Consider the following 22,819-nt stretch of genomic DNA (forward strand, 5'->3'; position numbering starts at 1 on the left):
CGCGCCGCTGGCTGCCGACGCCACCGCCGCGCCGGACGTCGTCAAGCTGGCCGGCAGCCCCGACGGCTGGCAGCAGCCGCTGCGTGCCGCCCTGGGCGACCGCCTGCAGCTGCAACTGCAGCGCAACAGCGAACACGCCGTGATCCGGCTCGATCCGCCCAACCTGGGCAGCATCGAAATCTCGATCCGGCACAGCGCCGGCTCGCTGCAGGTGAACCTGTCGGCCAGCAATGGCGAGGTGCTGCGGCAGCTGAACGCCGTGGGTGACAATATGCGCCAGGACCTGTCGACGCGGCAATTCAACGACGTCGCCGTGACGGTCTCGGCATCGAACAGCCGCGGCCTGGCCGACGGCAGCGGTCGCGGCAATGGCGGCGAACGCGAACAACAGCAACGCGGCCCGGGCCGTGCGCTGAGCGAAGGCGACGAAGTGCCGTCCACCTTTGCCATGCAAACCGAGCGGGAGTAAGGAATAAATGAACAAGAAGCTCATCATCGCCTTCGCCGGGGTCGCACTGCTGTGCGCCGGCGGTGCCGGCGGCGCCGTGTGGTATTTCTCGGCCCAGAAGGCCGAGGCAGCGGCGGCCGAGCATGCCACCGAGGGCGATGCGAAGCACGCCAAGGCGGACGGCAAGGCCAAGAAAAAGAAGAAGGAAGACAAGGACGACGAGGAAGCCCAGCCGCTGAAGTACCTCACCGTCGACAAGGTCATCGTCATGCTGCGGCGCGCGCCGGGCGACAACGTGTCGCACTACCTGTCGGCCGACCTGGTCGTGGCCACGCCCGTCAAGCAGGAAAAGGAAGCGAAGGAACACCTGCCGCTGCTGCGCAGCGTGGCCGTGCGCCAGCTGTCGGGCCTGTCGATGGAAAAGGCCCAGGCCATGACGATCGACCAGTTCGCAGAAGAGCTGAACAAGGCCTACGAGACGACCTACGAGGAGGCAGGCCGCGAGCAGCCCTTCACGGAAGTCATGATCGGCAAGCTGATCATTGAGTGATGCGGCGTTACGGACAGTGAGGCAAGCATGGCTTTTGTAGCTACCGAGAACTACACCGAAAGCTATGGCGCAAGCTATGGCGAAAGCTACGGCGAAGCATTCGCCGCAACCAGCGCGACCGCCGAGATGAGCCCGGCGGCCGAGCAGAAACACCTGCTGGCGTATTCGCCCCTGGTGAAGAAGATCGTTCGTCAGCTCAACTCGCAGATCGCCGGTGCGATCGACCGCGAGGACATGGAACAGATCGGCCTGATGGGCCTCCTGGAAGCGCTGCGCCGCTACGGCGAGCCGGACGCTGCCTTCGGCAGCTATGCCAGCCTGCGCATCCGCGGTGCCATCCTGGACGAACTGCGCCGGCAGGACTGGCGCCCCCGCGCCGTGCGCCAGCAAAGCCACAAGCTGCGCGACGGCGTGCGCCAGCTCACCCGCAAGCTGGGCCGTGAACCGTCCGAAGCGGAAGCCATTGCCGGCCTGGGCATCACGGCCGACGAATACATGGCCTACCAGCTCGACGAGAGCGCCGAAGTGCTGGCCAGCTTCGACGACCTGCTGCAGGAGCAGCAGGCGACCGACGGCAGCGGCGGCAGCTCGCCCAGCCCGGAAGACCAGCTGATGCTGCGGCGCAGCCTGGAACAGGCCCTGAACGGCCTGAACGAACGGGAACAGCGTGTCGTGCAGATGTACTACGAGTTCGAGCTGAGCTACAAGGAAATCGCGGCCGTGCTGGACCTGACGGATGCCCGCGTGTGCCAGCTCAACAAGGCGGCCCTCAATAAGATGAAAGCGGTGTTGCAGGCATAGGCCGCGCACGCTAAAAAAAGGATTTCACCATGCAGCAGATTATTGGCTTTCTGATTATTTTCGGCAGCGTCTTCGGCGGTTACACGCTGATGGGCGGCACCTTCGCGGCCATCTGGCACCCGATCGAGATTCTCGTCATCGCCGGCGCCGGCGCGGGCGCCCTCGTGCTGGGCAACCCCGGCCACGTGCTGCACGAGCTGACCCACCAGCTGAAGAAGATCGTCGTACGCAAAAAATACGACTCGGAATTCCAGCGCCAGCTGCTGCTGCTGATGTACGAGCTGCTGCAACTGGCCGCCGGCGGCCTGAAGGCCCTGGACGCCCACGTGGAAGCGCCGAAGGACAGCGCCATCTTCCAGCGCTACCCGCTCGTGCTGGAAGAACAGAAGCTGCTCTCTTTCATCGTCGACAACTTCCGCCTGATGGCGATGGGCAAGATCAACGCCCACGAGCTGGAAGGCGTGCTGGAGCAGGAACTGGAACTGATCCACGAAGAACTGACGCAGCCGGCCAAGTCGCTCAACAAGATCGGCGAAGCCATGCCCGGCTTCGGCATCCTGGCCGCCGTGCTGGGCATCGTCATCACGATGGGTACCGTGGGCGGCGGCGCCTCGTCCGGCGAAATCGCCGAGAAGGTGGGTGCGGCCATGGTCGGTACCTTCATCGGTATTTTCCTGTGCTACGGCCTGATCGATCCGATCTGCAATATGCTCAAGCAGCTGGTGGGCGAGGAAGCGTCGACGATGGAAATCGTCAAGGTCGTGCTGGTCACGCACGTGGCCGGCAAGCCGGCCCTGCTGGCAATCGACTCGGGCCGCCGCCTGGTGCAACTGAACACGAAGCCGAGCTTCGCCCAGCTGGAAAGCTGGATCACGGCAATGGAAGGCGGCGGCGACGATTCCGGCGGCGATGCTTCGCGTCGAGGAGGTGGCCGTGCTAAAGCCGCATGAGAAACACCATGAAACCACCATCGTCAAGCGCGGGGGCGGCAAGCATGCCCACGACGAGCACGGCGGTGCCTGGAAGGTAGCCTTCGCCGACTTCTGTCTGGCCCTGATGTGCCTGTTCCTGGTGCTGTGGCTGATGGCCGCCCGCAACACGGAAAGCCTGGAACAGATCCTGACGGAAGCGGACGGCAACAAGACCAACCAGGGCAAGGGCGTCATGCCCGAGCAGGTGGGCGGTCCCCGCGGCAGCATGATCGACCGCTTCCCGATGCCCCGCACGGGCAATACGGACACGGACGGCAAGGCCGAGAAAAGCACGGAAAACAGCCCTCAGGCGGCACCGTCGAAGGTCAGCTATGAAACGCCGGACGACCTGCAACTGCTGGCCAAGGCCCTGGCCGAAATGAGCAAGGATGCCGGCCTGGCCAGCAATCTGCAGTCGGTGGTGACGCCGTACGGCCTGCGCGTGATGTTGCACGATACTGATCGACAAGGCATGTTTGTCCGGGGCAGCGCAGTGCCGACGGGCAAATTTACGACACTTATGCGCAAGATGGGCCCCCTATTTGCACGCATGGAGAACCAAATGCTGATCGTTGGGCACACGGATTCGTTACAATATGCGGACACCAGCCATTCCGCATTTTCGAACTGGAACCTGTCGTCGAACCGTGCCATGTCGGCCCGGGCCCAGCTGCTGGCCGGCAGCATGCCGACCGGCAGCGTGCTGCAGGTGGTCGGCATGGCCGACCGGGCACCCCTCGATACCAAACATGCCGCCGCCGGCGTCAACCGCCGCATCGAACTGCTGATCCTGACCCGCGGGCAGGCCGGCGCGATCGCCGCGATGTTCGGCATGCCGGGCAACAAGGAAGAACTGGCCCCGGGCATCGACGCGGAAATCCCCGATGTCGGCGCCCTGAAGCAGCTGCGCGACAAGCTGCAGCCGGGGAGTAACTGACATGGCAATTGAAACGAAGTCAAGAGGTCAACGTATGCGTATTTCAAGTGGTGCGCCAGGCAGCATGGCAGTGCAGACCGTGACGGATTCGGCCCCGGCCGACACCGTGCGCGCACCGGCCCGCGTGGCCGGGGAAACCCTGCAGTCGGCGGTCATGCAGCCGGCCCTGCAGGCGATGAAGGAAATGCCCGACATGGACCATGAAAAAGTGGCCATGTTGCGCGATGCGCTGGCCAAGGGCGAGCTGCCGTTCAATGCCAACAAGCTTGCCGGGTTGATCCAGCGCTTTCACGGAGAGCATTGAGTGAAGCCGCTTGGTGCCCCTGCGCCGCTGTCGCGCCAGGAGGCCATGAAGCAGTTGCTGCAAGGCCTGCTTGACGACCGCGACGGCTACGGCCAGCTGCTGGGACTGCTCGACGAGCAGTTCGACGCCGCCATCCGGCACCAGCGCGAACGGCTGGGCGACATCGCCGCAGCCATCGGCACGCTGGTCGATACGCTGGAAAGCCGGCGCGCCCGGCGCGTTGCACTGGCGACAATACTGACCGGCCCCGAGCCGACGATGGAAGCCGCATTCGCCCTGCTCCGGGCCGATGCGCGTGCGCGTGCCCTGTCCGACTGGACGGCACTGGAACAGATGGTGGGAGCGGCCAAGGCGGCCGGCAAGCGCAACGGCGAATTGCTGGCTGAACAATTCACGATCATGCAGCGCGTGCTGCACGGAGATGATCAACTCTATGAACCGGTCTGATTTCACGTTTGCCACCGTGCCGACCCAGGCGACCGCCGCCACGGCATCGAATATGTCGGCGGCCCGCCCCGCCCTGCCCGCCGGCTTTTCCGCCGGCACATCGGCCGGCGCCGGCTTTTCCGCCGCCTTCCGCCAGGTGCAGGGCGACGTCGCCAATTTCATTGACAACGGCGGCGGCAGCTTCACGGGCCAGTCCGACGGCACGCTGACGGCCGACGGCGCCGCACTGCGCGCCCGCCTGGCCGCCAGCGCGCCGGACAGCAGCGGCGTCATCGATGGCGACATGGCCAACAGCGGCATCGACGGCGACCTGCAGCAGCAGTTCCTCGCATCGATCCGGCCGTATGCGGAAGAAGCGGGCCGCAAGCTGGGCGTGTCGCCCGATCTCGTCGCCGCCCACGCTGCGCTGGAATCGGGCTGGGGCCAGCGCCCCTTGCGCAACGGCACGGCCGACAGCAACAACCTGTTCGGCATCAAGGCCGGGGGTTCCTGGCAGGGCGACGTGGCCGCCAACGTCACTACCGAATACGAGCACGGCGCGGCCCTGAAGAAAGTGGAGAAGTTCCGCAGCTACCCGGACCAGGCCAGTGCCTTCCGCGACTACGCCACCCTGCTGGCCGATAATCCCCGCTACAGGAATGCCCTGAACACGGGCGCCGACGCCCATGCCTTTGCCACCGGCCTGGCCAAGGGCGGCTACGCCACCGACCCGGCGTATGCGCAGAAGTTGTCGAAGCTCGCTGCCAGGGTCGCTTCGGGGTCTGTCCCCGTTAAGTGAAGGCCGCAGCGCTCGCCCTCAGCGTAACAAGGGGACTGACCCCATTTTTTTTGCTGGATCAGCCTACCCAGCAGCAAAAGCAAAAAATGGGGACGGTCCCCGTGCGGGGACAGTCCCCTTCCGCCATAACCCCAGCCCCACCAAGCCCGCCAGCAGCATCGCGTACGTGCTCGGCTCGGGCACGGGCGTCATGACGATATCGCGGCCGAACAGGGTGACGTTCGAATAGTCCGGCACATTGCCGCCGCCGTTGACCCACTCGATCTGCCATGTGCCGTCCAGCGTCTGCTTCGCCAGCACGGTCTGGTTGTCGAACAGCCAGGCCCCGCCCGAGCCGCCGGCATGGATGGCAAACACCAGGTCGAGCGTGACGTTCATCGTCGTGCTGGGATTGGTGACGCTCCACAGGCCGCTCGTGCCCGTATCCTGCGTCAGCGTGAAGGTGAGGACGCCCGTGCCGTCGAAACCGTGCGTCGTGTCGGCCCGGTCGATCATCGTCCACGCCCCGGCGCCGTAAGCATCGAAGGCGGTCCCGAAGCCGCTGGTGTCGCCGTTCGGGCCCGCATGGGGGTTCCAGCCGTCGGCGAAGGCAAAAGCATCGGCCGGCTGGCCGGCCAGCGTGACGTCGGAAGAGTCGGCATTGCCGATGGCGGCGTGGGCGGACGCGGCAAGCAGCAGGGAAGCGGCGGTCGCGGCAAGGGCGCGGCCGACGTGGTGCATAAAGCCGGCGTGGTGCATGGTGCGTTGGGCAAGCGTGTACATGGTGGCTCCTCGAGTTAGTGTGGGCGATGCCGGCACCGTACCGGCATACGCCTTCAACTTAGCAGCCGCGGCCACGTCTCACAGGAGCGTGTGGCGTGCCTTTGATTCCCTTCTAAGTGTCTGATTTTTCGACATAAATTGCTTTTCGGCCAGTCCCTATTCGACCGGCTCGACCTGCCCGATGTCCGTCACGCGGGCGCGGATGGTAACGCCGCTGGCGTTCTTGACACGGATGCTGGCGCCGCGCGCGCCCGTGTCCAGCGCCTCGCCGGCCATGCTCACTTCGATCTGGTCGCGCTTGGCGACGATGCGCACCGGCTCGCCGCGCTTGACGAGGGTGGGTGCCACCAGCATGTTCTGGCGCAAGACGGAGCCGGCGCGGATCGTGCGGCGGGTTGCCATGTCCTGCACGGCGGCCAGATCCGAGAAACTGTCGGGCATGCCACTGATATCGTGGCGCTCCAGCAACACGTCTTGCGTGGACAGAGTTTTCCCACTTGACAAGTCACTTGCCGCCACAGCAACTTCGGCGGATATCCGGGCCCGCGTGAGGAATTCATAACGCCAGCCGCCCTGGTCTGGACAGATTGCCACGAAACGCATCCGCGCCGGCGAGCGCGCATCGACCGTCTCCACTCTGGGGGCCGCATTGCACGGGCCGATGGGACGGGTATTTTTGACAACCTCGATTTCGAAGCGCGGCGCGGCCCAATTGGCCAGTTCGGCATGCCGCTTCAGCTCGCCTTGCGCCGCTTGTTGTACCTGGGCGACAAGCCGCTCGGGTGTCACTGTGGCGGCGCCCGAAATTTCAATCGTGCCGACGAGCAACAACACGGGAAACCAAGGTAAAATTCGTTTATTGAACATGGGCAATACCTTTAAAACAGGTGTTCGAGGTCGTAACGTTTGATGCAATCCAGGTCGTGGCCATTTTACATGGGCTGTTCCGCCATGTAGGCGGCCCATTCAGGAGAGAAACAAATGGGAATCAATTTTAAGGAAGCAACCGGCGTGCACGCCAACGCGCTGCAATTGCGCTCGGAGCGCACCCGCATCCTGGCATCCAATATCGCCAACGAGAACACGCCGGGCTACCAGGCCCAGGACATGGACTTCGCGGCATCGATGGCACAGGCACAGTCCAGCGCCGATGGCGGCCTGGCGCTGCTGTCGGACAGCGATCCGCTGTACCGCGTGCCCTTCCACCCGACCGGCGACGGCAACACTGTCGAGATCGGCATCGAGCAAGCGGCGTTCTCGCAGAACGCCACCGATTTCCAGACCAGCTTGACCTTCATCAATATGAAGCTCAAGGGTCTGGCCAAGGCCATCAACGGCCAGTAAGGGAGGTACCGCATGAGTTTCAAGGATATTTCGCAGATCGCCGGTTCGGCAATGGCCGCGCAAACGGTACGGCTGAACACCGTCGCATCGAACCTGGCCAATGCCGACTCCGTGTCCGGCAACGAAAACGACACCTATCGTGCCCGCAAGCCCGTGTTCGCGGCCGTCATGAACGAAGGCCCGAACGCCGAAGCAGGCGGACGGGTGCAGGTGCTGGACGTGGTGCAGAGCGCCGAGCCGCTGCGCAAGGTATACGAGCCGGACAACCCTGTCGCCAACGCCGAGGGCATGGTGTTCTACCCCAACGTCAACCAGGTGGCCGAAATGACGGACATGATGTCCGCCTCGCGCGCCTTTGAAACCAATGTCGAAGTCATGGGCCGGGTACGGTCGATGCAGCAATCTCTGCTGAAACTGGGTGAAATGTAATGGAAACCAATCTCTTCACGAACGCGACCGGCAGCGGCGCCAATTCCACCGGCGCCTCGCCGCTGGCCAACGGTACCAGCGAAAGCAAGGAAATGTTCACCAAGCTGCTGGTGGCGCAGATCCAGAACCAGGACCCGCTGGAGCCGTCCGATCCGTCGCAATTCGTCCAGCAGCTGACCCAGCTGTCCCAGACGGAAGCGTTGCAGAGCCTGGCTTCCCTGACCAGCAACAACGCCAGCGTGCTGCAAAGCATGCAGGTGCTGGCACTGGGCGGCCAGGTCGGTTCCGAAGTGATGGCCAATGTCGGCACCGTCCAGCTCGATGGCGCCAAGGTCAACGGTGCCGTTACCCTGTCGGGCAACAGCAGCAAGACCACCCTGGTGCTGACCGACAGCGGCGGCCAGGACCACGAACTGGCACTCGGTCCGCTGTCCGCGGGCAGCGTGCCGTTCTCGATCGATCCGACGGCAATGGGCTTGCCGGCGGGTTCCTACAAGATGAAGGTCGTCACCAGCTCGGGCGAGCTGCCACCGGTGGATATCGCCGGACGCCTGAACAGTGTTCGACTCAGCTCGACCGGCAGCATTGTGCTGAACATCGCCAACGTGGGCGAAGTCGCACCGAGCAACGTTACCGCTTTCAACGGTAAGCCCAATACCGTCGCCGCTGCCGGCGCCGTCACTTCTACTTTGTAAGGACTTCCCATGAGCTTCAATATCGCACTGTCCGGCATCCAGGCCATCAACGAGCAACTGAACAGCATTTCGAACAATATCGCCAACGCGGGCACCTACGGCTACAAGGCCCAGCGCGCCAACTTCTCGTCGATGTACGCAGGCAGCCAGCCCACCGGCGCCCAGATCGGTTCGACCACGCAGAACATCGCCCTGACCGGCGGCGTGCTCAACACGGGCCGTTCGATGGACGCGTCGATCGACGGCCGTGGCTTCTTCATCAGCAAGACCTCGTCCGGCCAGGAAGTCTACAGCCGCGTCGGCATCTTCACGAAGGACGGTTCCGACTTTCTCGTCGACAGCGCCGGTCGCCGTGTCCAGGGCGCCAAGCTGACCCCGGGCGTGGCCGCACCGGGCCCGAAAGGCGACATCCTCGTGCCGACCACGACCCTGGCAGCCAAGGCATCGACGGCGATCGATTTCGCCGCCAACCTGTCGGCCGACTGGAAGGCACCCGTCGGTACCTTCCCGGCCGCGCCGACGGCGGCCACGCCGCCCGACCCATCGACCTACAATATGTCGAAGACGACGGTTGCATTCGACACCCAGGGCGTGGCCCACACGGTGACGCAGTACTTCGCCCGCACCGGCGACGCTTCCCTCGACGTCACCGTGCACACGCTGGTGGACGGCGCGCCGGCCCTGACGGGTGCCAGCACCACCCTGAAGTTCGACAGCTCGGGCAAGCTCGACACGACGACGGCCACGAATGCCATCACGTTCGCCGCGCCGCCGGCCGCCAACGGCGCCATCACTGTCGACTACACGGGCACCACCTTCCAGGCCGGTGAAGCGACGACGTCGACCAACGTGGCCGACGGCTACACGACGGGCCAGTACGTGGGCGTGGAACTGGGCAGCGACGGCAAGGTCATCGCCAAGTACTCGAACGGCGAGCAGCAGGCCGTCGGCCAGATCCTGATCGCCACGATGTCGAACGAAGATGCGCTGACTCCCGTGAACGACACCAGCTGGAGCGCCAACGGCGACGTCGGTACGATTACCGAGAGCAACCCGGGCGAAAGCGTCGCCGGTGGCCTGGCCATCGCCACCCTGGAAGGCTCGAACGTGGACATCACGTCGGAACTGGTCGGTCTGATGGGTTCGCAGCGCAATTACCAGGCGAACTCGAAGGTCATCACGACCGAGAACCAGATGCTGCAGTCGCTGATGCAGGCACTGTAAGCGGAGCCGGCTCATGGATGCGCTGATCTACACCGCGATGAGCGGCGCCGAGCGGGCCCTGCGGGGCCAGCAGGTGCACGCCAACAATCTCGCCAATGCCGACACCACCGGCTTCCGGGCGAATATGGAACTGGCCACGGCGCAAGCCCTGCCCGGCTACGGCTACGACGACCGCCACATGACGCAGTTGCAGGCCAATGCCGTGTCGACCAAGCAGGGCACGTTGCGCCCCACCGGCCGCGACCTCGACGTGGCCATGTCCGGCCCCGGCATGTTCGCCGTGCAGGGCCCGACGGGCGAAGCCTATACCCGCGCCGGCAATATCACGCTGGACGCGGACGGCACGATGACCGTCAACGGCATGCAGCTGCTGGGTGAAGGCGGTCCCATCACCCTGCCCCAGCACAGCAGGATCGAAATCGGCCAGGACGGCACCGTGTCGATCCAGAGCCCGGGCGGTATCGGTGAAATGCAGGTGATTGACAAGCTGAAACTGGTTCGGGCCGAAGGCAGCGAACTGACCAAGAATGAGGCAGGCCTGCTCGTCGCACGCGACGGCCAGCCCCTGCCCACGGATAACACGGTGGAGGTGCGCGCCGGTCATCTGGAAGGAAGCAATGTGTCGGCCGTCGAAGAGATGGTCGCCACGATGAGCTTGACCCGCACCTTCGAAGTCCAGATGAAACTGTTCAAGGCCGCCGACGACATGACGCAGGCGGGCAACCGCCTGATCGGTGGCGGCTAAGCCACGGCAGGAAGTTTATTTCCTACTGCTGAGTAAAGTTGCCCAGCAGCATGCCGTAAAATGAACTAGCGCAACACTTACACGGAGTAATCGATGAATCCAGCAATGTGGATCAGCAAGACGGGCGTGCAGGCACAAGATGCCAAGCTGCAGGCCATCGCCAATAACCTGGCCAACGCCAACACGGTCGGCTTCAAGAAGGACCGCGTTGTTTTCGAAGACCTGTTCTACTCGGTCGAAGGCCAGCCGGGCGCCCAGCGCGCGGACAACAACACGCTGGCGCCGACCGGCGTACAGCTGGGTAACGGTACCCACGTCGTCGGCACGCAGAAGGTGTTTACGACGGGTAACGCGCAGATCACCAGCAACCAGTATGACGTCATGGTCAGCGGTAACGGTTTCCTGCAGGTGCGCCGCCCGAACGGCGAAGCGGGCTTCACCCGCGCCGGCCAACTGGGCCTGGACGCGAACGGCGTGCTGATCAACGCTCAGGGCCTGCCCCTGGTGCCGCAGATCACCGTACCGAACAATGCCACGTCGATCACGATCGCCGAGAACGGCACCGTGTCGGCCACGATTCCCGGCAACACGACGCCGACGGAACTGGGCCAGCTGACCTTGACGTCGTTCATCAACCCGGCCGGCCTGCAAGCCCTGGGCGAGAACCTGTTCATGGAAACGGCCGCCTCGGGCGCCGCCACGGAAGGCCGCCCCGGCGACGCCCAGTTCGGCAAGATCAAGCAGGGTGCGCTGGAAGCGTCGAACGTGCAGGTCGTGGAAGAAATGGTCGACATGATCGCGGCCCAACGTACGTACGAAATGAACACGAAAGTCTTGTCCGCAGCCGACAATATGCTGCAATACCTCGCCCAGGCAGCCCGATAATGATGAAAGCGCAACTGAGCGCAATGGCCGCGTTGTTGCTGGCCGGTTGCGCCACCCTTCAACCGCCGGCAGTGCGCCCCGGTCCGTTCGACGACGCGCCCACCGTGGCCCGCTCGGCCGCGCCGCGCGGCGTCTCCGGCGGCGTGTTCTCGGCCGACAGCGGCCTGTCGCTGACGTCGGACAGCCGCGCCTTCCGTGTCGGCGACCTCGTCACGGTGATCCTGCAGGAAACCACGCAGGCGTCGAAAAGCGCCGGCACCAAGCTGGGCAAGGACTCCGGGGTCGGCGTCGCCGCCCCTTCCCTGCTGGGCAAGGTGTTCCCGAAAGCCGGCGTGGAGCTGAACTCGACCCACTCGTTCCAGGGCGACGCCACGGCGACGCAACAGAACGCCCTGTCCGGCGCCATCACCGTCATCGTCCAGGAAGTCATGCCGAACGGCCTGTTGAAAGTGGCGGGCGAAAAAGGCCTGACGCTGAACCAGGGCGAGGAATTCGTGCGCCTGCGCGGCTACCTGCGCGCGGCCGATATCGACGCCAACAACCAGGTGTCGTCGCAACGCATCGCCAATGCCCGCATCGCCTATTCGGCGCAGGGCACCCTGGCCGATACCCAGCAGCCGGGCTGGCTGCAGCGCTTCTTCCTCGGCCCGTTGATGCCGTTCTAAGGTGCAGATGAAAAACCGTGCTCTGAAAAACCTCGTTGCCGGCGTCCTCGCCGGCAGCGCCCTGCTGCTGGCCGCCGCGCCGGCCCACGCCGCCCAGGTGCTGCGCAACCTCGTCTCCATCGAGGGCGTGCGCGAGAACCCGCTGGTCGGCTATGGCCTCGTCGTCGGCCTGAACGGCAGCGGCGACTCGACCCAGGTGAAGTTCGCCAGCCAGTCCGTCGTCAACATGTTGAAGCAGTTCGGCGTCAAGATGCCGGACGGCGCCGACGCGAAAAGCAAGAACGTGGCGGCCGTGATGGTGTCGGCCGTGTTCCCGCCCGGCTACCGCCGCGGCCAGCCGATCGACGTGACCGTCTCGTCGCTGGGCGACGCCAAGAGCCTGCGTGGCGGCTCCTTGCTGCTCACGCCACTGCGCGCGGCCGACAATGAAACCTATGCACTGGCCCAGGGCAACGTGGTGGTGGGCGGCCTGTCCGCCGCCGGCAAGAGCGGCTCCTCCGTCACGGTGAACACGCCCACAGCCGGCCGGATTCCGAATGGCGCCATGATCGAACGGGAAATCGCCACCGATTTCTCCACCAGCGCCACCGTGCGCCTGTCGCTCAAGCGCCCTTCGTTCGAGACGGCCACCAATATCGTCGACTCGATCAACAAGAAATTCGGCAATGTCGCCAGCACGGACGACGCCACCAGCATCGCCGTGGTGGCACCGGAAAACCCGACCCAGCGCGTGGCCTTCATGGCCCGCCTGGAAAGCCTGTCGATCGAACAGGGCCAGGAAAATCCCCGCGTCGTGTTCAATTCGCGCACGGGCACCGTCGTCATCGCCGACGGCCTGCGCGTGAAGGCCGCGGCCGTCACGCACGGTTCGCTCAAGGTGGTGATCTCGGAAAGCTCCAAGGTCAGCCAGCCGGGCGCGTTCTCGGGCGGCCAGACGGCCGTCACACCGAACTCGAACGTCAGCGTGGACCAGGGCTCCGGCCAGATGTTCAAGTGGCCGGCCGGCGCCAAGCTGCAGTCGATCATCGACGTCGTCAACAGCCTGGGCGCGACCCCGGACGACATCATGGCGATCCTGCAGGCGCTCGACCAGGCCGGCGCCATCGAAGGCGAACTGGTGGTGATCTGATGGACAACCGCCTGCCCGCCCTCCCCGCCTCCGGCCTCGGCCTGGGCCTCGACAAGGCCGACACCGGGCTGGCGAAAACGGTGGCCCCGGCCGCCGCCTCGCCCCAGGATGCCGCCTTCCTGAAGAAGGCCGACGAGGCCGCCGTCAAGTTCGAAAGCTTCTTCATCGGCCATATGCTCAAGCAGATGCGCAGCTCGACGAAGGAAATGGCGGGCGAGGACAGCATCTACAAGGACTCGATTAACAGCGACATGCTGGACATGGCCGACAACCTCGTGGCCGACCAGCTGGCCGGCCAGCGCGCCTTCGGCGTGGCCGACGCCATCCTGCGCCAGCTGCTGCCGCCGGCCGTCAACAAGGTTGACAACGGCACCAATAAAATTGTCGACGCGAAAAATTCGCCGGCGGTTTAATAAATCCCAAGGCCCTGTCGCCTTATACAAGTAACGGTGCTGACGGGAACGATTCCTGGCCGGCACGCCGAGACCAGGAATTCCGCCATGACCATTATCAACAACGCACTGTCGGGTGCCGTCGCCGCCCAGGCTTCGCTGAACGCCGCCAGCCAGAACATCGCCAACCTGCAGACGCGCGGCTACACCCGCCAGGGCGTGCTGCTGACGGCGGTCACGGCCGGCTACAACGCGCAAGGCGCGGGCTCCGGCGTCGAGGTCAGCTCGATGCTGCGTTTTTCCGATTCGTACAAGACCCAGCAGATGTGGCGCTCCAACGCCGAGCTGGGCCAGCGGACCCAGGTGCAGCCTTACCTGACGCAGCTGGAACAGGTGATGGGCGACGACCAGTCCAGCCTGTCCAACGGCATTGACAACTTCTTCAAGGCCCTGAACGCCGTCGGCGAAGACCCCACGTCCGGTCCCCTGCGCGGCCAGGTCGTCACGGCCGCCCACGCGATGACGGAAAGCTTCAACAGCATCTACGCCGTCACCCGTACCCAGCAGATCTCGGTGCAGCAGCAGCGCGAATCGGTGCTGCCCAAGTTCAATACGCTGACGGCGAACATCGCTTCGCTGAACGAACGCATCACGACGGCCGGCTCGCTGGGCACGAACACGTCGGGCCTGATCGACGAGCGCGACGTCGCCATCGACGAGCTGTCGAAGCTGGCGGCCATCGAAGTGCTCGAGCAGCCGGACGGCTCGCGTACGATCTCGCTGAAGACGGGCCAGCCGCTGGTGGTGGGCAAGCTGGCAGGTTCCCTGAAGATCGACACGACCAGCGGTTCGCCGCAACTGCAGGTGGCCTTCACCAACTCCACCTACGCCGTCGACGATTCGAAGATGGGCGGCCAGTTGGGCGGCCTGGGCAATTTTGAACGCAATACCCTGCTGCCGCTGCAGCAGTCGATCCGCGAACTGGGCGAGCAACTGGCCACGGCCGTGAATACCCAGCTGGCGGCAGGCACGGACCCGGCCGGCAATCCCGGCAAGGCCCTGTTCTCGGCCAGCGGCGGCGGTGCCGGCGGCATCCTGTCCGTGCCGGACGACTTCACGGCGGCCGACCTGGCATTTGCCGAAGCGGGCCAGCCGGCCGGCGACAGCACCAACCTGCAACTGCTGGTGGCGATCAAGCAGTCGACCGTCACGCTCGGTTCCATCGGCACCGTGTCGATCGGCGACGCCGACACCCAGCTGGTGGGCAAGCTGGCCATCGACAGCCAGCAGAACCAGTCGCTGATGAACACGGCCAAGACGATCCGCCAGCAGGCCGAGGACGACTGGGCCGCCACGAGCGGCGTCAACCGCGACGAGGAAGCCATCAACCTGGTGGAGTTCCAGAATATGTACCAGGCCAATATGAAGGTGCTGTCGGTGGCGAACCAGCTGTTCGATTCCACCCTGGCCATGTTCGGTTAAGGAGTCCACCATGCGTATCGCAACCACCCAGTACCAGGCCACGATGAACCGCTCGCTGGAGCTGAACCAGACGATGACGTCGCGCCTGACGCAGCAGATGGCCACCGGCAAATCGATTATCGTGCCGTCGGACGACCCCGTGACGAACGTGCGCATTTCGCGCCTGACGCGCGAGGAAGCCATCGTCGGCCAGTACCGCGAGAATATCGGCGCCGTCAAGATTCGCCTGACGAAGAACGAAAGCTACCTGTCCGGCATGGTTGGCGACCTGGGCGCGGCCCACGACCTGCTCGTATGGGCGGCCGATGGCAGCAACACGCCGGACGACCTGAAGTCGATGGTAAACAGCCTGGAAGCCTTGCGTGACAGCGTGCTGTACAACGCCAACACGCGCGACCAGGAAGGCAAGTACATCTTCTCCGGCACGGAAACGACGAAGCCGCCCATCGTGCTGGACACGGACGGCGTCACCTACAAGTTCGACGGCAACACGAAGGAACAGAAGGTCGTCGTCGGCAATGGCATCACGCAGACCGTCAATGTCGACGTGGGCGGCGTGGAGACCCTGCTGAACGATTTGAACACGGCCATCGACGCGTTGAAGAACACGACGACGGATTCGTCGCACGATCCGCTGAAGAGCATCCTCAGCAACGCCATGGGCAGCGTCGAGGCCACGCAGGAAATGCTGTCGGGCAAAATCGCCAAGTTCGGCGGCGCCCAGAACGTGCTGACGACCCTGGACGGCAACCACGCCAACGTCAGCCTGTCGAACCGCACCGCCATGCACGATTTGGGCGCACTCGACTACGGAGTCGCCTCCAGCGAGCTGGCGGGATACAATATGGCACTCCAGGCCAGTTATCAATCGTACGCAAAAATCAGCAATTTATCGCTGTTCAGCGTGCTGTAACCATGTAGTAATTTCGCACTGACATCGCCATGCAAATCATCCAGCGCTCCAGTACCTCCGGCATCGCCACCGACTCCTCCGGCTCAGCATCCTCGCTGGACCAGGCCGGTGTTGCGAACGCGGGCGCTGCCCAGGACCCCGGTTCCTCGCTCACCGCCAGCACGCCAGCGCCGCTGCGGCGCGGACTGAGCAACTGGGACCAGCCCCTGCAGAACGATATTTCCAGCGCTCAGCAGGCGGTCGATTTCCTGGAACAGAGCGCGGCGCAGTTGCGGGCCCTGAAGTCGGACCTGTCGGCCAAGCTGGCCGCGCGCCAGATGCGCGACGGCCAGGTCGAGCAGCAGGTACGCCAGTTCAACGACACATGGCGCACGCGCCGCGAGGCCACCGGCGGCTCGCTCGACGCACGCCTGAACTTCAACAAGGGCGAGCCCGCCAGCCAGCGCTTCGCCGTGCGCGGCATGAACCTGGCCAACCTGCGCAACGGCGGGCGCGAAACCCTGGCCATCTCGGTGGGCGGCGGCACCCAGGGCATGCGCTCGGTGCACCTGGGCCCGGGCCTGTCGGACAGCGAGATCGTCAGCCGCTTCGACCAGGCCCTGGCGCCGGCCGGCGTGCGCGTGTCGATGGGCCAGGATGGCGAGCTGACCTTCTCCACCGACGAAGCCAACTACCCGGCCGTGCGCGATGCGATTGCCGTGCAAGGCAGCGGCATCCGCTTCCCCACGGGCCAGCTGAACCGGCTGAAGGTGGAAGCGGAAGCGCCGGCCGTGATGCCGGAGAACTGGGGCACGGGCGATATCGAAGCCATGCGCGAGACGCTGCAGCAGGTGATGCAGGCGCTGTCGCACGTGGAAGCGGCGTTGTCGAAGGTGCGCCAGGAGCTGAACGCGGCGACGATGCGCGCCGAGAACAGCATGCCGGAAATCGAAACAGCCGGCGTCGAGGATATCGCCGACAAGTTCGCCACCATCGCCAAGGAACCGGGCTACCAGTCGCTGCAGGCCCTGACGTCGGCCCTGGTGGGCATCAACCGCGAGCGCGTCGTCTCGCTCCTTACGCTGCGCTGACACCGTTGCGGCCGACGCCGCCGTCGGCCGTCAGGGCCGGCACGGCGCCGGCGCGTGCCAGCGCCAGCAGCTCCGACGCGGGTGCCGGCCGGGCATACACATAGCCCTGCGCGTAATCGCAGCCGGCTTCCCGCAGCAAGCCCAGCTGCGCTTCGCTTTCCACCCCTTCGGCCACCACCTCCAGTCCCAGCTTGTGGGCCAGCACGATGATGGCTTCGCACAGGGCCAGGTCGCCGTCGTCGCCCGTCAGGCCGGAGACGAAGCTGCGGTCGATCTTCAGGTAGTCGATTTCCGATTTCTTCAGTTGCGACAGGGCCGCGTGGCCCGTGCCGTAGTCGTCCAGCGCCACCTGCAGGCCCATCGCTCGCAGACGGCGCAGTTGCGCCAGCGCCTCCCCGTTCGGTTCGTTCAGCAGGTCTTCCGGCACGTCGATGACGATGCTGCGCGGCGGCAGGGCCAGGCCCGTCACATGGCCCTGCCAGCGCTGGTTGTCCGTGCGCAGCTGGCCGGGCGACTGGTTGATGCTGATCGAGAACGGCCGGCCCAGCTCCTTCTGCCACGCCTGCACCTGGTCGGCCGCGCTGCGGAAGGCCCAGTCGCCGATTTCCTGCAGCACGCCGGACGATTCGGCGCCCGCGATGAACTCGCCCGGGTTCAGGAGGCCCCGTTCCGGATGGTGCCAGCGCAGCAGGGCCTCGGCCCGCTCGATGACACCGCTTTGCAGGTTGATGATGGGCTGGTAGTACAGTTCGAATTCCTGGCGCGCCACTGCGCGGCGCAGGTCGGCGGCCAGGCGCATGCGCTGCTGGGCCTGGGCCTGCATGTCCGGCGTGAAGTAGCTGTAGCGGTTGCGCCCGCCGTTCTTGGCCGCGTACATGGCCTGGTCCGCGTGGCGCAGCAGTTCCTCGGCATCGGCCGCGTCGGACGGATACAGGGCGATGCCGACGCTGCCGGAGATATGGCCCTGCTGGCCGGACAGGTCGAACGGGCGGTTCAGCACGCCGATGACGTCCTCGGCCACGCGCTCGGCATCCTGCACATGGGCCAGGCCCGGCAGGATGGCGACGAACTCGTCGCCGCCGATGCGGGCCAGCGTGTCCGAGGCGCGCATGCAGTCGCCGATGCGGCGCGTCGCTTCCACCAGCAAGGCATCGCCCTGGTCGTGGCCGAAGCTGTCGTTGATCTGCTTGAACTGGTCCAGGTCGATGAACAGCAGGGCCAGGAAGGCGCCGTCGCGGCGCGCCTTGCGCATTTCATGGCGTAGCCGGTCATGGAACATGTTCCGGTTCGGCAGGCCCGTCAGCGAATCGAAATTGGCCTGGTGCCAGGCCAGGTCGGCCGACTCCTTGTGCTCGGTGATGTCGCTGGCCAGCGCCAGCGCGCCCCGGTAATTGCCGCGGGCGTCGAAGATGGGATTGCTGGCCAGGTGCACCCACAGCTCGGCGCCGTCCTTGCGGATGAACTTGAACTCGCGCCGCTGCGCCATGCCCTGCTGGCGGCGGGCGATATTGCGTTCCAGGATCGAGCGCCCTTCCGTGTCCATGAAATGCACCAGCGGCTGCTCCAGCATTTCCTCGATGCGGTAGCCCAGCATGTCGGCCATGCGCGGGTTGACAAAGGTGGTGCGGGCCGACGTGTCGAGTTCCCAGATGCCTTCGCTGGCCGTCTGCACGATGCGGCGGAAGCGTTCCTCGCTCTGCTCCACCAGGGTCAGGCGCCCTTCGGCCGGTTCCACCGTCAGGCTCAGGTACTGGCTGCCGGCGTGGCCGATCAGGGTAACGGGAATGCCCTGGTCGCCGCGGCGTGCCGTGAGCTGCAGCTGGCAGCGCAGGGGCTTGCTGCTGGAGCGCACGCGCGCCAGCCACGCATCGAAGTCGCCCAGGAAGCGCGGCGCGACGAAACTGCGGAAGCGGTGCCGGTCCGGCGCCAGGCGGTCGATGCCGATCTGGTCGGCGCCGACCAGGTTGGTCTGGAGGATGGTGGTGCTGTCGCCGTCGAGAAGGAAATAGCCGATCGGCGCGAGCAGGTGCAGTTCGCCGAACAGGGCCTGCTCGCGCTCGACGGGCACGCGGCCGGGCACGCCTTCGGGGCGCACCGCGGCGCCGCCGCCGATGGCCATCAGCATGGCCTCGTGCGGCAGCAGGCTGGCCAGGCTGCCGAGGTCGGCCAGGCTGCCGGTCGTGCTGGTGGAGGATGACGACTTGCGTTCGTGATTGTCCATGCGTGCCCTGGAAGTCTAGCGCCCGAATGCCCTCCCGCGCCTGTCGAGAGTGCCGGATCAGACTACCATGCACGATTGAACAAGTCGAGCGCGCGCGGCCCGCGCCTGTCAGAACATGCGGCGGCGGCTGAACGGGTGATCGACCACCAGGGTCGTGCTGGCGATCAGGCTGGACAGGCCCATGATCAGCTGCACCAGCTTGTCGTCCGGCAGTATCCACAGCGAACCCTTGGGCGGTTCGGCGCGGGCAATGGCCGTAATCAACGGCGCCACCCAGTCCGCATCCGGCGTAACATCGAGGACGATGGCATTGTCCACCGTCTGCATGAAGATGTCGCCGCCTTCGGCCAGGGTGAACTTGACGCCGAAACCGGTCTCGTTGGGGCGGATATGCTCCTGCAGGGCCAGGTTGTGTTCGGCAATCCACAACTCCACGTCGGCCGGCGTCTCAAGGCCCGTCCAGGGCACTGGCCGGAAGCGTGGCCGGGCCGTTTCGTCTTGATCGGGAGAGTCGTGCATGGGGCGAACCTGAAAGGATGACAGGCCGGCAGTGTAACCGAAGAAAGGAGGAAAAATGAAGCTGACCCGCTACGTCTCGGAATATGAGCAGTTCCTGGACAGTTATATCGCCGAGCACCCCGCCGTGGTGGAAGACCAGCGCCGGGGCTGGCAGATCTGGTGGGACCGGATCGTCGACCTGGACGCGCAGAAGCGTCAGGCCAAGGACAGCGTGCCGCCCAAGCCCTACTATTATTCTTGAAGGGCCCGGGCCCTTCCTCTATTGCAGGACGGGCGCCAGTCCTTCCACTGTTGCTGAAGGGCCCGGCCCTGCCACTATTGCAGCACGGGCATCAGCCCTTCCACGTGCGCTTCAGGCCCGTGTCGGCATGGATCCAGCCGCCGCGCGGGCCGCCCCGGTAGTAGAAGCCGACGCCGCCCTGGCGGAAGCTTTTCACCAGGCCGCCCAGCACTTCCTCGTTCAGGTTGGCGATGCGCACGTCGGCCGCCTTGCCTTCCATGTGCAGCGACTGGCGCGCGGCGGGAATGCCCTGCTCGCGCAGGCGCTGGTTCGACGCGGGCGTGCGGTAGCCGGACAGGATTTCGACGGGGCTTTCGATGCCGTAGCGGGCCACGAAAGCCTGCGCACCCCACAGCGTTTCCAGCAGTTTCGGGTCGATCGGCGCCGTTTCCTTGCCGTTCACGTCGCGCAGCAGGTGGCACAGCTGCTGATAGGCCGACTCGATCACTTCGCCGTCCTTCCAGTACAGCACGGAGGCCTTTTCGCCGCTTTGCGGACGCGTCACCGTGATGGTGCGGGGCTTGACCCAGAACTCCAGGTCCAGGGCCTGGGCATCGAAGATGTCGGGCGGAGGCGCCAGGCCGCCGTCCTGCTGGGCGGCCCTGGCCGGCGCGAGGCCGACCAGCGGTGCGCCGATGAAGCTTGCGGCCGTCAGGCCGAGGGTTTTGTTCAGAAATTGTCGTCGCGTTGCCATGGCTATCCCGTAAAGCGAAATCGTTCGCCACATTTGTCCGCCACTATAGCCGATCGGGCCCACACTTGAGAAATCACTTTAACTGTGTGGCGACAATTGCATCGCCTTTAAGCCTCGTTTAAGCCGCTTGTACAGCCCATGAGTCGTGATAAACTTGCTAACGTTTAACTTTTTCAAGGCGGATGATGCAGACCGGTAGTACCCCGATGCCCAGGACCACAGGGGCCTTGCTGATTCTCGCCGCCGGCCTGACGCTGGTCGTCGGCCTGTGGCTGGCCTGGCCCGGCGAAATCATCGGCTGGGTGTACGGTAAGGTTCAGGCCAATATTCCGGCAGCCACGCCGCCAGCCGCCGGGGCCGATGCCAAGCCCGGCTCGGCCGGCGGCGACAAGGAGGGCAAGGACGGGACGGAAAAGAAACAAGAGAAGGTCCCGGACGCCGAGCTGTACGCCCGCTATGGCCAGACGGGCGATCTGTTCGGCGGCCTGAACACGCTGCTGGCCGGCATTGCCGGCGCCGCCGTGCTGTGGGCCGGTTATATGCAATATCACACGATGAAGAAGGCGCTGGCCGATTCGGAAGACGAACGGGCCCACCGCTACCAGCAGGAATTCGAGTCGTTCTTCTTCCAGCTGTTGCAATTGAGCGAAGCCACCACATCCAAGCTGGTCTATACGCGTGCCGGCGAGGAAACCCGCAAGGGCTCGCGTGCGCTGGACAAGCATGCCTACGAGATCCACGCTGCCGTCAAGGCCGGGCGCCTGGACGACCCTGCCGCCGTACTGGAAGCGCTCGTCACCCACTTCATGATCGATGCGTATGACCGCCGGCCGTCGCTGTTCGGGCCGCACTACCGGCTGATCGTCCAGACGTTCGAGTATGTGGCCCGCTCGACGTTGGCGCGGGAAGACAAGTGCCGCTATGCCGATATCGCGCGCGGCCAGATCGGCGAAGGTGCCGTGCTGATGCTGGCCCTGTACGGCCTGACCGCCGAGGGCCAGGCGCTGCATCCCCTGATCGAGGAGTTCAACCTGCTTGAACACCTGCACCGGCGCTACCGGCACGCGTACAAGGATGCCTTGTCGCTGGCGTATCGATCGACTGCCTTCGGGCGTACGCCGAACACGGCCGGCGCGACGCCGATGCACTCCCCAAGCCGCAGTGTGAAGCTCGATATCAGGCGCCGTGTGGCCCAGCGCGTGGCCGACGACAAGTATGAGGCGCAGCGCACGACCTCGGGGCTGGGCGGCAACTGACGTTCAGGCGGCGATCCTCGCGGCAGCCTGCCCCAGCGGCGGCAGCACGGCCCGGGGCTGGTCCAGCGCATAGCCCTGCACCAGCGGCACGGCCGCCGCCCCGTCGGCGACGGCATGCAGAGCCGTCAACGTCTCGGGCCGTTCGGCGTGGTGGAACAGCACCTTGCCGCCCGCGTCGGACGCGGCGTTGATCAGGCGGACCAGCGCCGCGCCGTCCTGGCCGTTGCCGGCGCCGCGGGCGTCGATGCGCACGATGTCGGGGCGCACCCGCGCCACCAGCGCCAGGCCCTCGTCGGCCGTGGCGACATTGACGGCGAAACGGAAGCCGTTGCGGCGGTAGTTGTCCGCCACATAGCCCAACAGCCAGGTCTGCTGCGGCACGGTGGCCGGCAGTTGCAGCACCACCCGGGCCAGCGGCAATTCCAGCGCGTCGAGGATGCGACGAAAGGCATGGCCATGATTGGTGCTGACGGCGCTGAGCAGGCGGCCGTGCACGTTCAGGTGCAGGTCCGCGTGGGCGCTCTCCGCCTGGCGGAAAAAGTTAATGGCGTGAAGCATGCGGCACAGCCGGTCCAGCGCCACGGATTCGTCGTCGCTGGCCGCGTGCTCCAGCAGGCGCCACAGCGACAACCCTTCATCTTCGGCCGACACGCCGCGGGCCAGGCCTTCGCAGGCCAGCAGCGACCCGCTGTCGAGCGAGCGCACGGGCTGGAACACACTCGTCATCATGCAGTTGAAGAAGCGGCCCTGGGCCCGACCCGAAGAGTCCAGCCACAGCGAGGACGACGCATCGGCCCGTTGAACGAGCCCCGCCAGATATTGATGAAGGATGGGATAGCGCATTACTGCCTTTCGCAACAAGGATGTCATGCAGGACA

The 22,819-nt window shown here is 65.3% G+C and carries 28 protein-coding genes; 22 read left to right on the forward strand and 6 right to left on the reverse strand.

The window, feature by feature from the left end:
* The 8 genes from GM672_RS07315 to GM672_RS07350 form a co-directional block, all read left to right on the forward strand.
* Positions 1-469: flagellar hook-length control protein FliK (locus GM672_RS07315; protein WP_170299967.1), on the forward strand; the 469-nt coding region annotated here is incomplete at its 5' end.
* 7 nt (positions 470-476) lie between these two features.
* Entirely contained in the window at positions 477-998 is a 522-nt protein-coding gene (locus GM672_RS07320) for a flagellar basal body-associated FliL family protein (RefSeq protein WP_155469875.1), read from the forward strand.
* A 27-nt stretch (positions 999-1,025) separates the two neighbouring features.
* Positions 1,026-1,799 carry a FliA/WhiG family RNA polymerase sigma factor gene (locus GM672_RS07325; RefSeq protein ID WP_155469876.1) on the forward strand — a complete coding sequence of 258 codons (774 nt, stop codon included), beginning with the start codon at positions 1,026-1,028 and terminating at the stop codon, positions 1,797-1,799.
* Positions 1,800-1,828: 29 nt separating this feature from the next.
* Positions 1,829-2,749, forward strand: coding sequence for a flagellar motor stator protein MotA (gene motA, locus GM672_RS07330; RefSeq protein WP_155469877.1), 921 nt, complete (start codon positions 1,829-1,831; stop codon positions 2,747-2,749).
* A complete protein-coding gene (locus GM672_RS07335) occupies positions 2,733-3,707 on the forward strand; it encodes a flagellar motor protein MotB (RefSeq protein ID WP_229427666.1) in 975 nt (324 codons plus the stop codon). Before motA ends, GM672_RS07335 begins: the two co-directional genes overlap by 17 nt.
* A 1-nt stretch (position 3,708) precedes the next feature.
* Positions 3,709-4,011, forward strand: coding sequence for a flagellar biosynthesis anti-sigma factor FlgM (flgM, locus tag GM672_RS07340; RefSeq protein ID WP_155469879.1), 303 nt, complete (start codon positions 3,709-3,711; stop codon positions 4,009-4,011).
* Complete coding sequence (gene flgN, locus GM672_RS07345) at positions 4,012-4,458, forward strand: flagellar export chaperone FlgN (protein WP_229427667.1); 447 nt, start codon at positions 4,012-4,014, stop codon at positions 4,456-4,458.
* On the forward strand, positions 4,445-5,236 hold the full coding sequence (locus GM672_RS07350) for a glycoside hydrolase family 73 protein (RefSeq protein WP_155469880.1): 792 nt from the start codon (positions 4,445-4,447) through the stop codon (positions 5,234-5,236). Before flgN ends, GM672_RS07350 begins: the two co-directional genes overlap by 14 nt.
* Positions 5,237-5,299: 63 nt before the next feature.
* On the opposite strand, the gene GM672_RS07355 is transcribed toward GM672_RS07350, so the two are convergent.
* Both GM672_RS07355 and flgA read right to left on the reverse strand, forming a co-directional pair.
* On the reverse strand, positions 5,300-5,998 hold the full coding sequence (locus GM672_RS07355; protein ID WP_155469881.1) for a PEP-CTERM sorting domain-containing protein: 699 nt from the start codon (positions 5,996-5,998) through the stop codon (positions 5,300-5,302).
* Positions 5,999-6,154: 156 nt separating this feature from the next.
* Positions 6,155-6,865, reverse strand: coding sequence for a flagellar basal body P-ring formation chaperone FlgA (flgA, locus tag GM672_RS07360; protein ID WP_155469882.1), 711 nt, complete (start codon positions 6,863-6,865; stop codon positions 6,155-6,157).
* A gap of 114 nt (positions 6,866-6,979) precedes the next feature.
* On the opposite strand from flgA, the gene flgB reads away from it, so the two are divergent.
* The 12 genes from flgB to GM672_RS07420 all read left to right on the forward strand — a co-directional run bounded on the left by flgB (position 6,980) and on the right by GM672_RS07420 (position 16,971).
* Positions 6,980-7,342, forward strand: a complete 363-nt coding sequence (gene flgB, locus GM672_RS07365; protein ID WP_155469883.1) for a flagellar basal body rod protein FlgB — start codon at positions 6,980-6,982, stop codon at positions 7,340-7,342.
* A gap of 12 nt (positions 7,343-7,354) precedes the next feature.
* On the forward strand, positions 7,355-7,771 hold the full coding sequence (flgC, locus tag GM672_RS07370; protein WP_155469884.1) for a flagellar basal body rod protein FlgC: 417 nt from the start codon (positions 7,355-7,357) through the stop codon (positions 7,769-7,771).
* Positions 7,771-8,466 carry a flagellar hook capping FlgD N-terminal domain-containing protein gene (locus GM672_RS07375; RefSeq protein WP_155469885.1) on the forward strand — a complete coding sequence of 232 codons (696 nt, stop codon included), beginning with the start codon at positions 7,771-7,773 and terminating at the stop codon, positions 8,464-8,466. The genes flgC and GM672_RS07375 overlap by 1 nt, the downstream gene beginning before the upstream one ends.
* A gap of 9 nt (positions 8,467-8,475) precedes the next feature.
* Positions 8,476-9,690 carry a flagellar hook protein FlgE gene (locus GM672_RS07380; RefSeq protein WP_155469886.1) on the forward strand — a complete coding sequence of 405 codons (1,215 nt, stop codon included), beginning with the start codon at positions 8,476-8,478 and terminating at the stop codon, positions 9,688-9,690.
* A gap of 13 nt (positions 9,691-9,703) precedes the next feature.
* Positions 9,704-10,435, forward strand: coding sequence for a flagellar basal body rod protein FlgF (locus GM672_RS07385; protein WP_155469887.1), 732 nt, complete (start codon positions 9,704-9,706; stop codon positions 10,433-10,435).
* A gap of 93 nt (positions 10,436-10,528) precedes the next feature.
* Complete coding sequence (flgG, locus tag GM672_RS07390; protein WP_188915879.1) at positions 10,529-11,320, forward strand: flagellar basal-body rod protein FlgG; 792 nt, start codon at positions 10,529-10,531, stop codon at positions 11,318-11,320.
* A gap of 2 nt (positions 11,321-11,322) precedes the next feature.
* Positions 11,323-11,985, forward strand: coding sequence for a flagellar basal body L-ring protein FlgH (flgH, locus tag GM672_RS07395; protein ID WP_155469939.1), 663 nt, complete (start codon positions 11,323-11,325; stop codon positions 11,983-11,985).
* A gap of 7 nt (positions 11,986-11,992) precedes the next feature.
* Positions 11,993-13,114 (forward strand): flagellar basal body P-ring protein FlgI, encoded by a 1,122-nt coding sequence (locus GM672_RS07400; RefSeq protein ID WP_155469888.1) that lies wholly within the window; start codon positions 11,993-11,995, stop codon positions 13,112-13,114.
* On the forward strand, positions 13,114-13,527 hold the full coding sequence (locus tag GM672_RS07405; protein WP_155469889.1) for a rod-binding protein: 414 nt from the start codon (positions 13,114-13,116) through the stop codon (positions 13,525-13,527). Before GM672_RS07400 ends, GM672_RS07405 begins: the two co-directional genes overlap by 1 nt.
* 87 nt (positions 13,528-13,614) lie before the next feature.
* Complete coding sequence (gene flgK, locus GM672_RS07410) at positions 13,615-14,988, forward strand: flagellar hook-associated protein FlgK (RefSeq protein WP_155469890.1); 1,374 nt, start codon at positions 13,615-13,617, stop codon at positions 14,986-14,988.
* 10 nt (positions 14,989-14,998) lie between these two features.
* On the forward strand, positions 14,999-15,901 hold the full coding sequence (gene flgL, locus GM672_RS07415; RefSeq protein ID WP_155469891.1) for a flagellar hook-associated protein FlgL: 903 nt from the start codon (positions 14,999-15,001) through the stop codon (positions 15,899-15,901).
* Between the two features lie 29 nt (positions 15,902-15,930).
* Positions 15,931-16,971, forward strand: a complete 1,041-nt coding sequence (locus GM672_RS07420) for a hypothetical protein (RefSeq protein WP_155469892.1) — start codon at positions 15,931-15,933, stop codon at positions 16,969-16,971.
* On the opposite strand, the gene GM672_RS07425 is transcribed toward GM672_RS07420, so the two are convergent.
* Both GM672_RS07425 and GM672_RS07430 read right to left on the reverse strand, forming a co-directional pair.
* Complete coding sequence (locus GM672_RS07425) at positions 16,958-19,192, reverse strand: putative bifunctional diguanylate cyclase/phosphodiesterase (RefSeq protein WP_229417600.1); 2,235 nt, start codon at positions 19,190-19,192, stop codon at positions 16,958-16,960. The two genes, GM672_RS07420 and GM672_RS07425, sit on opposite strands and share 14 nt — an antisense overlap.
* Before the next feature lie 108 nt (positions 19,193-19,300).
* Entirely contained in the window at positions 19,301-19,711 is a 411-nt protein-coding gene (locus tag GM672_RS07430) for a hypothetical protein (RefSeq protein WP_155469893.1), read from the reverse strand.
* A gap of 55 nt (positions 19,712-19,766) precedes the next feature.
* Here GM672_RS07430 and GM672_RS07435 point away from each other — a divergent pair, with 55 nt between their 5' ends.
* Entirely contained in the window at positions 19,767-19,952 is a 186-nt protein-coding gene (locus GM672_RS07435) for a DUF3460 family protein (protein ID WP_155469894.1), read from the forward strand.
* Positions 19,953-20,043: 91 nt separating this feature from the next.
* Here the strand turns inward: GM672_RS07435 and GM672_RS07440 are convergent, their stop codons facing one another.
* The gene (locus tag GM672_RS07440) at positions 20,044-20,685 is read right to left on the reverse strand and encodes a YcbK family protein (RefSeq protein WP_155469895.1); all 642 of its coding nucleotides are present in this window, start codon (positions 20,683-20,685) and stop codon (positions 20,044-20,046) included.
* Positions 20,686-20,912: 227 nt separating this feature from the next.
* On the opposite strand from GM672_RS07440, the gene GM672_RS07445 reads away from it, so the two are divergent.
* On the forward strand, positions 20,913-21,941 hold the full coding sequence (locus GM672_RS07445; protein ID WP_170299968.1) for a putative phage abortive infection protein: 1,029 nt from the start codon (positions 20,913-20,915) through the stop codon (positions 21,939-21,941).
* A 3-nt stretch (positions 21,942-21,944) separates the two neighbouring features.
* Here the strand turns inward: GM672_RS07445 and GM672_RS07450 are convergent, their stop codons facing one another.
* Positions 21,945-22,784: an EAL domain-containing protein gene (locus GM672_RS07450; protein WP_155469897.1), complete on the reverse strand. Its 840-nt coding sequence runs from the start codon at positions 22,782-22,784 to the stop codon at positions 21,945-21,947.
* Positions 22,785-22,819: the final 35 nt, after the last annotated feature.

This window comes from Pseudoduganella buxea (genome assembly GCF_009720835.1).
GTDB lineage: Bacteria > Pseudomonadota > Gammaproteobacteria > Burkholderiales > Burkholderiaceae_D > Rugamonas > Rugamonas buxea.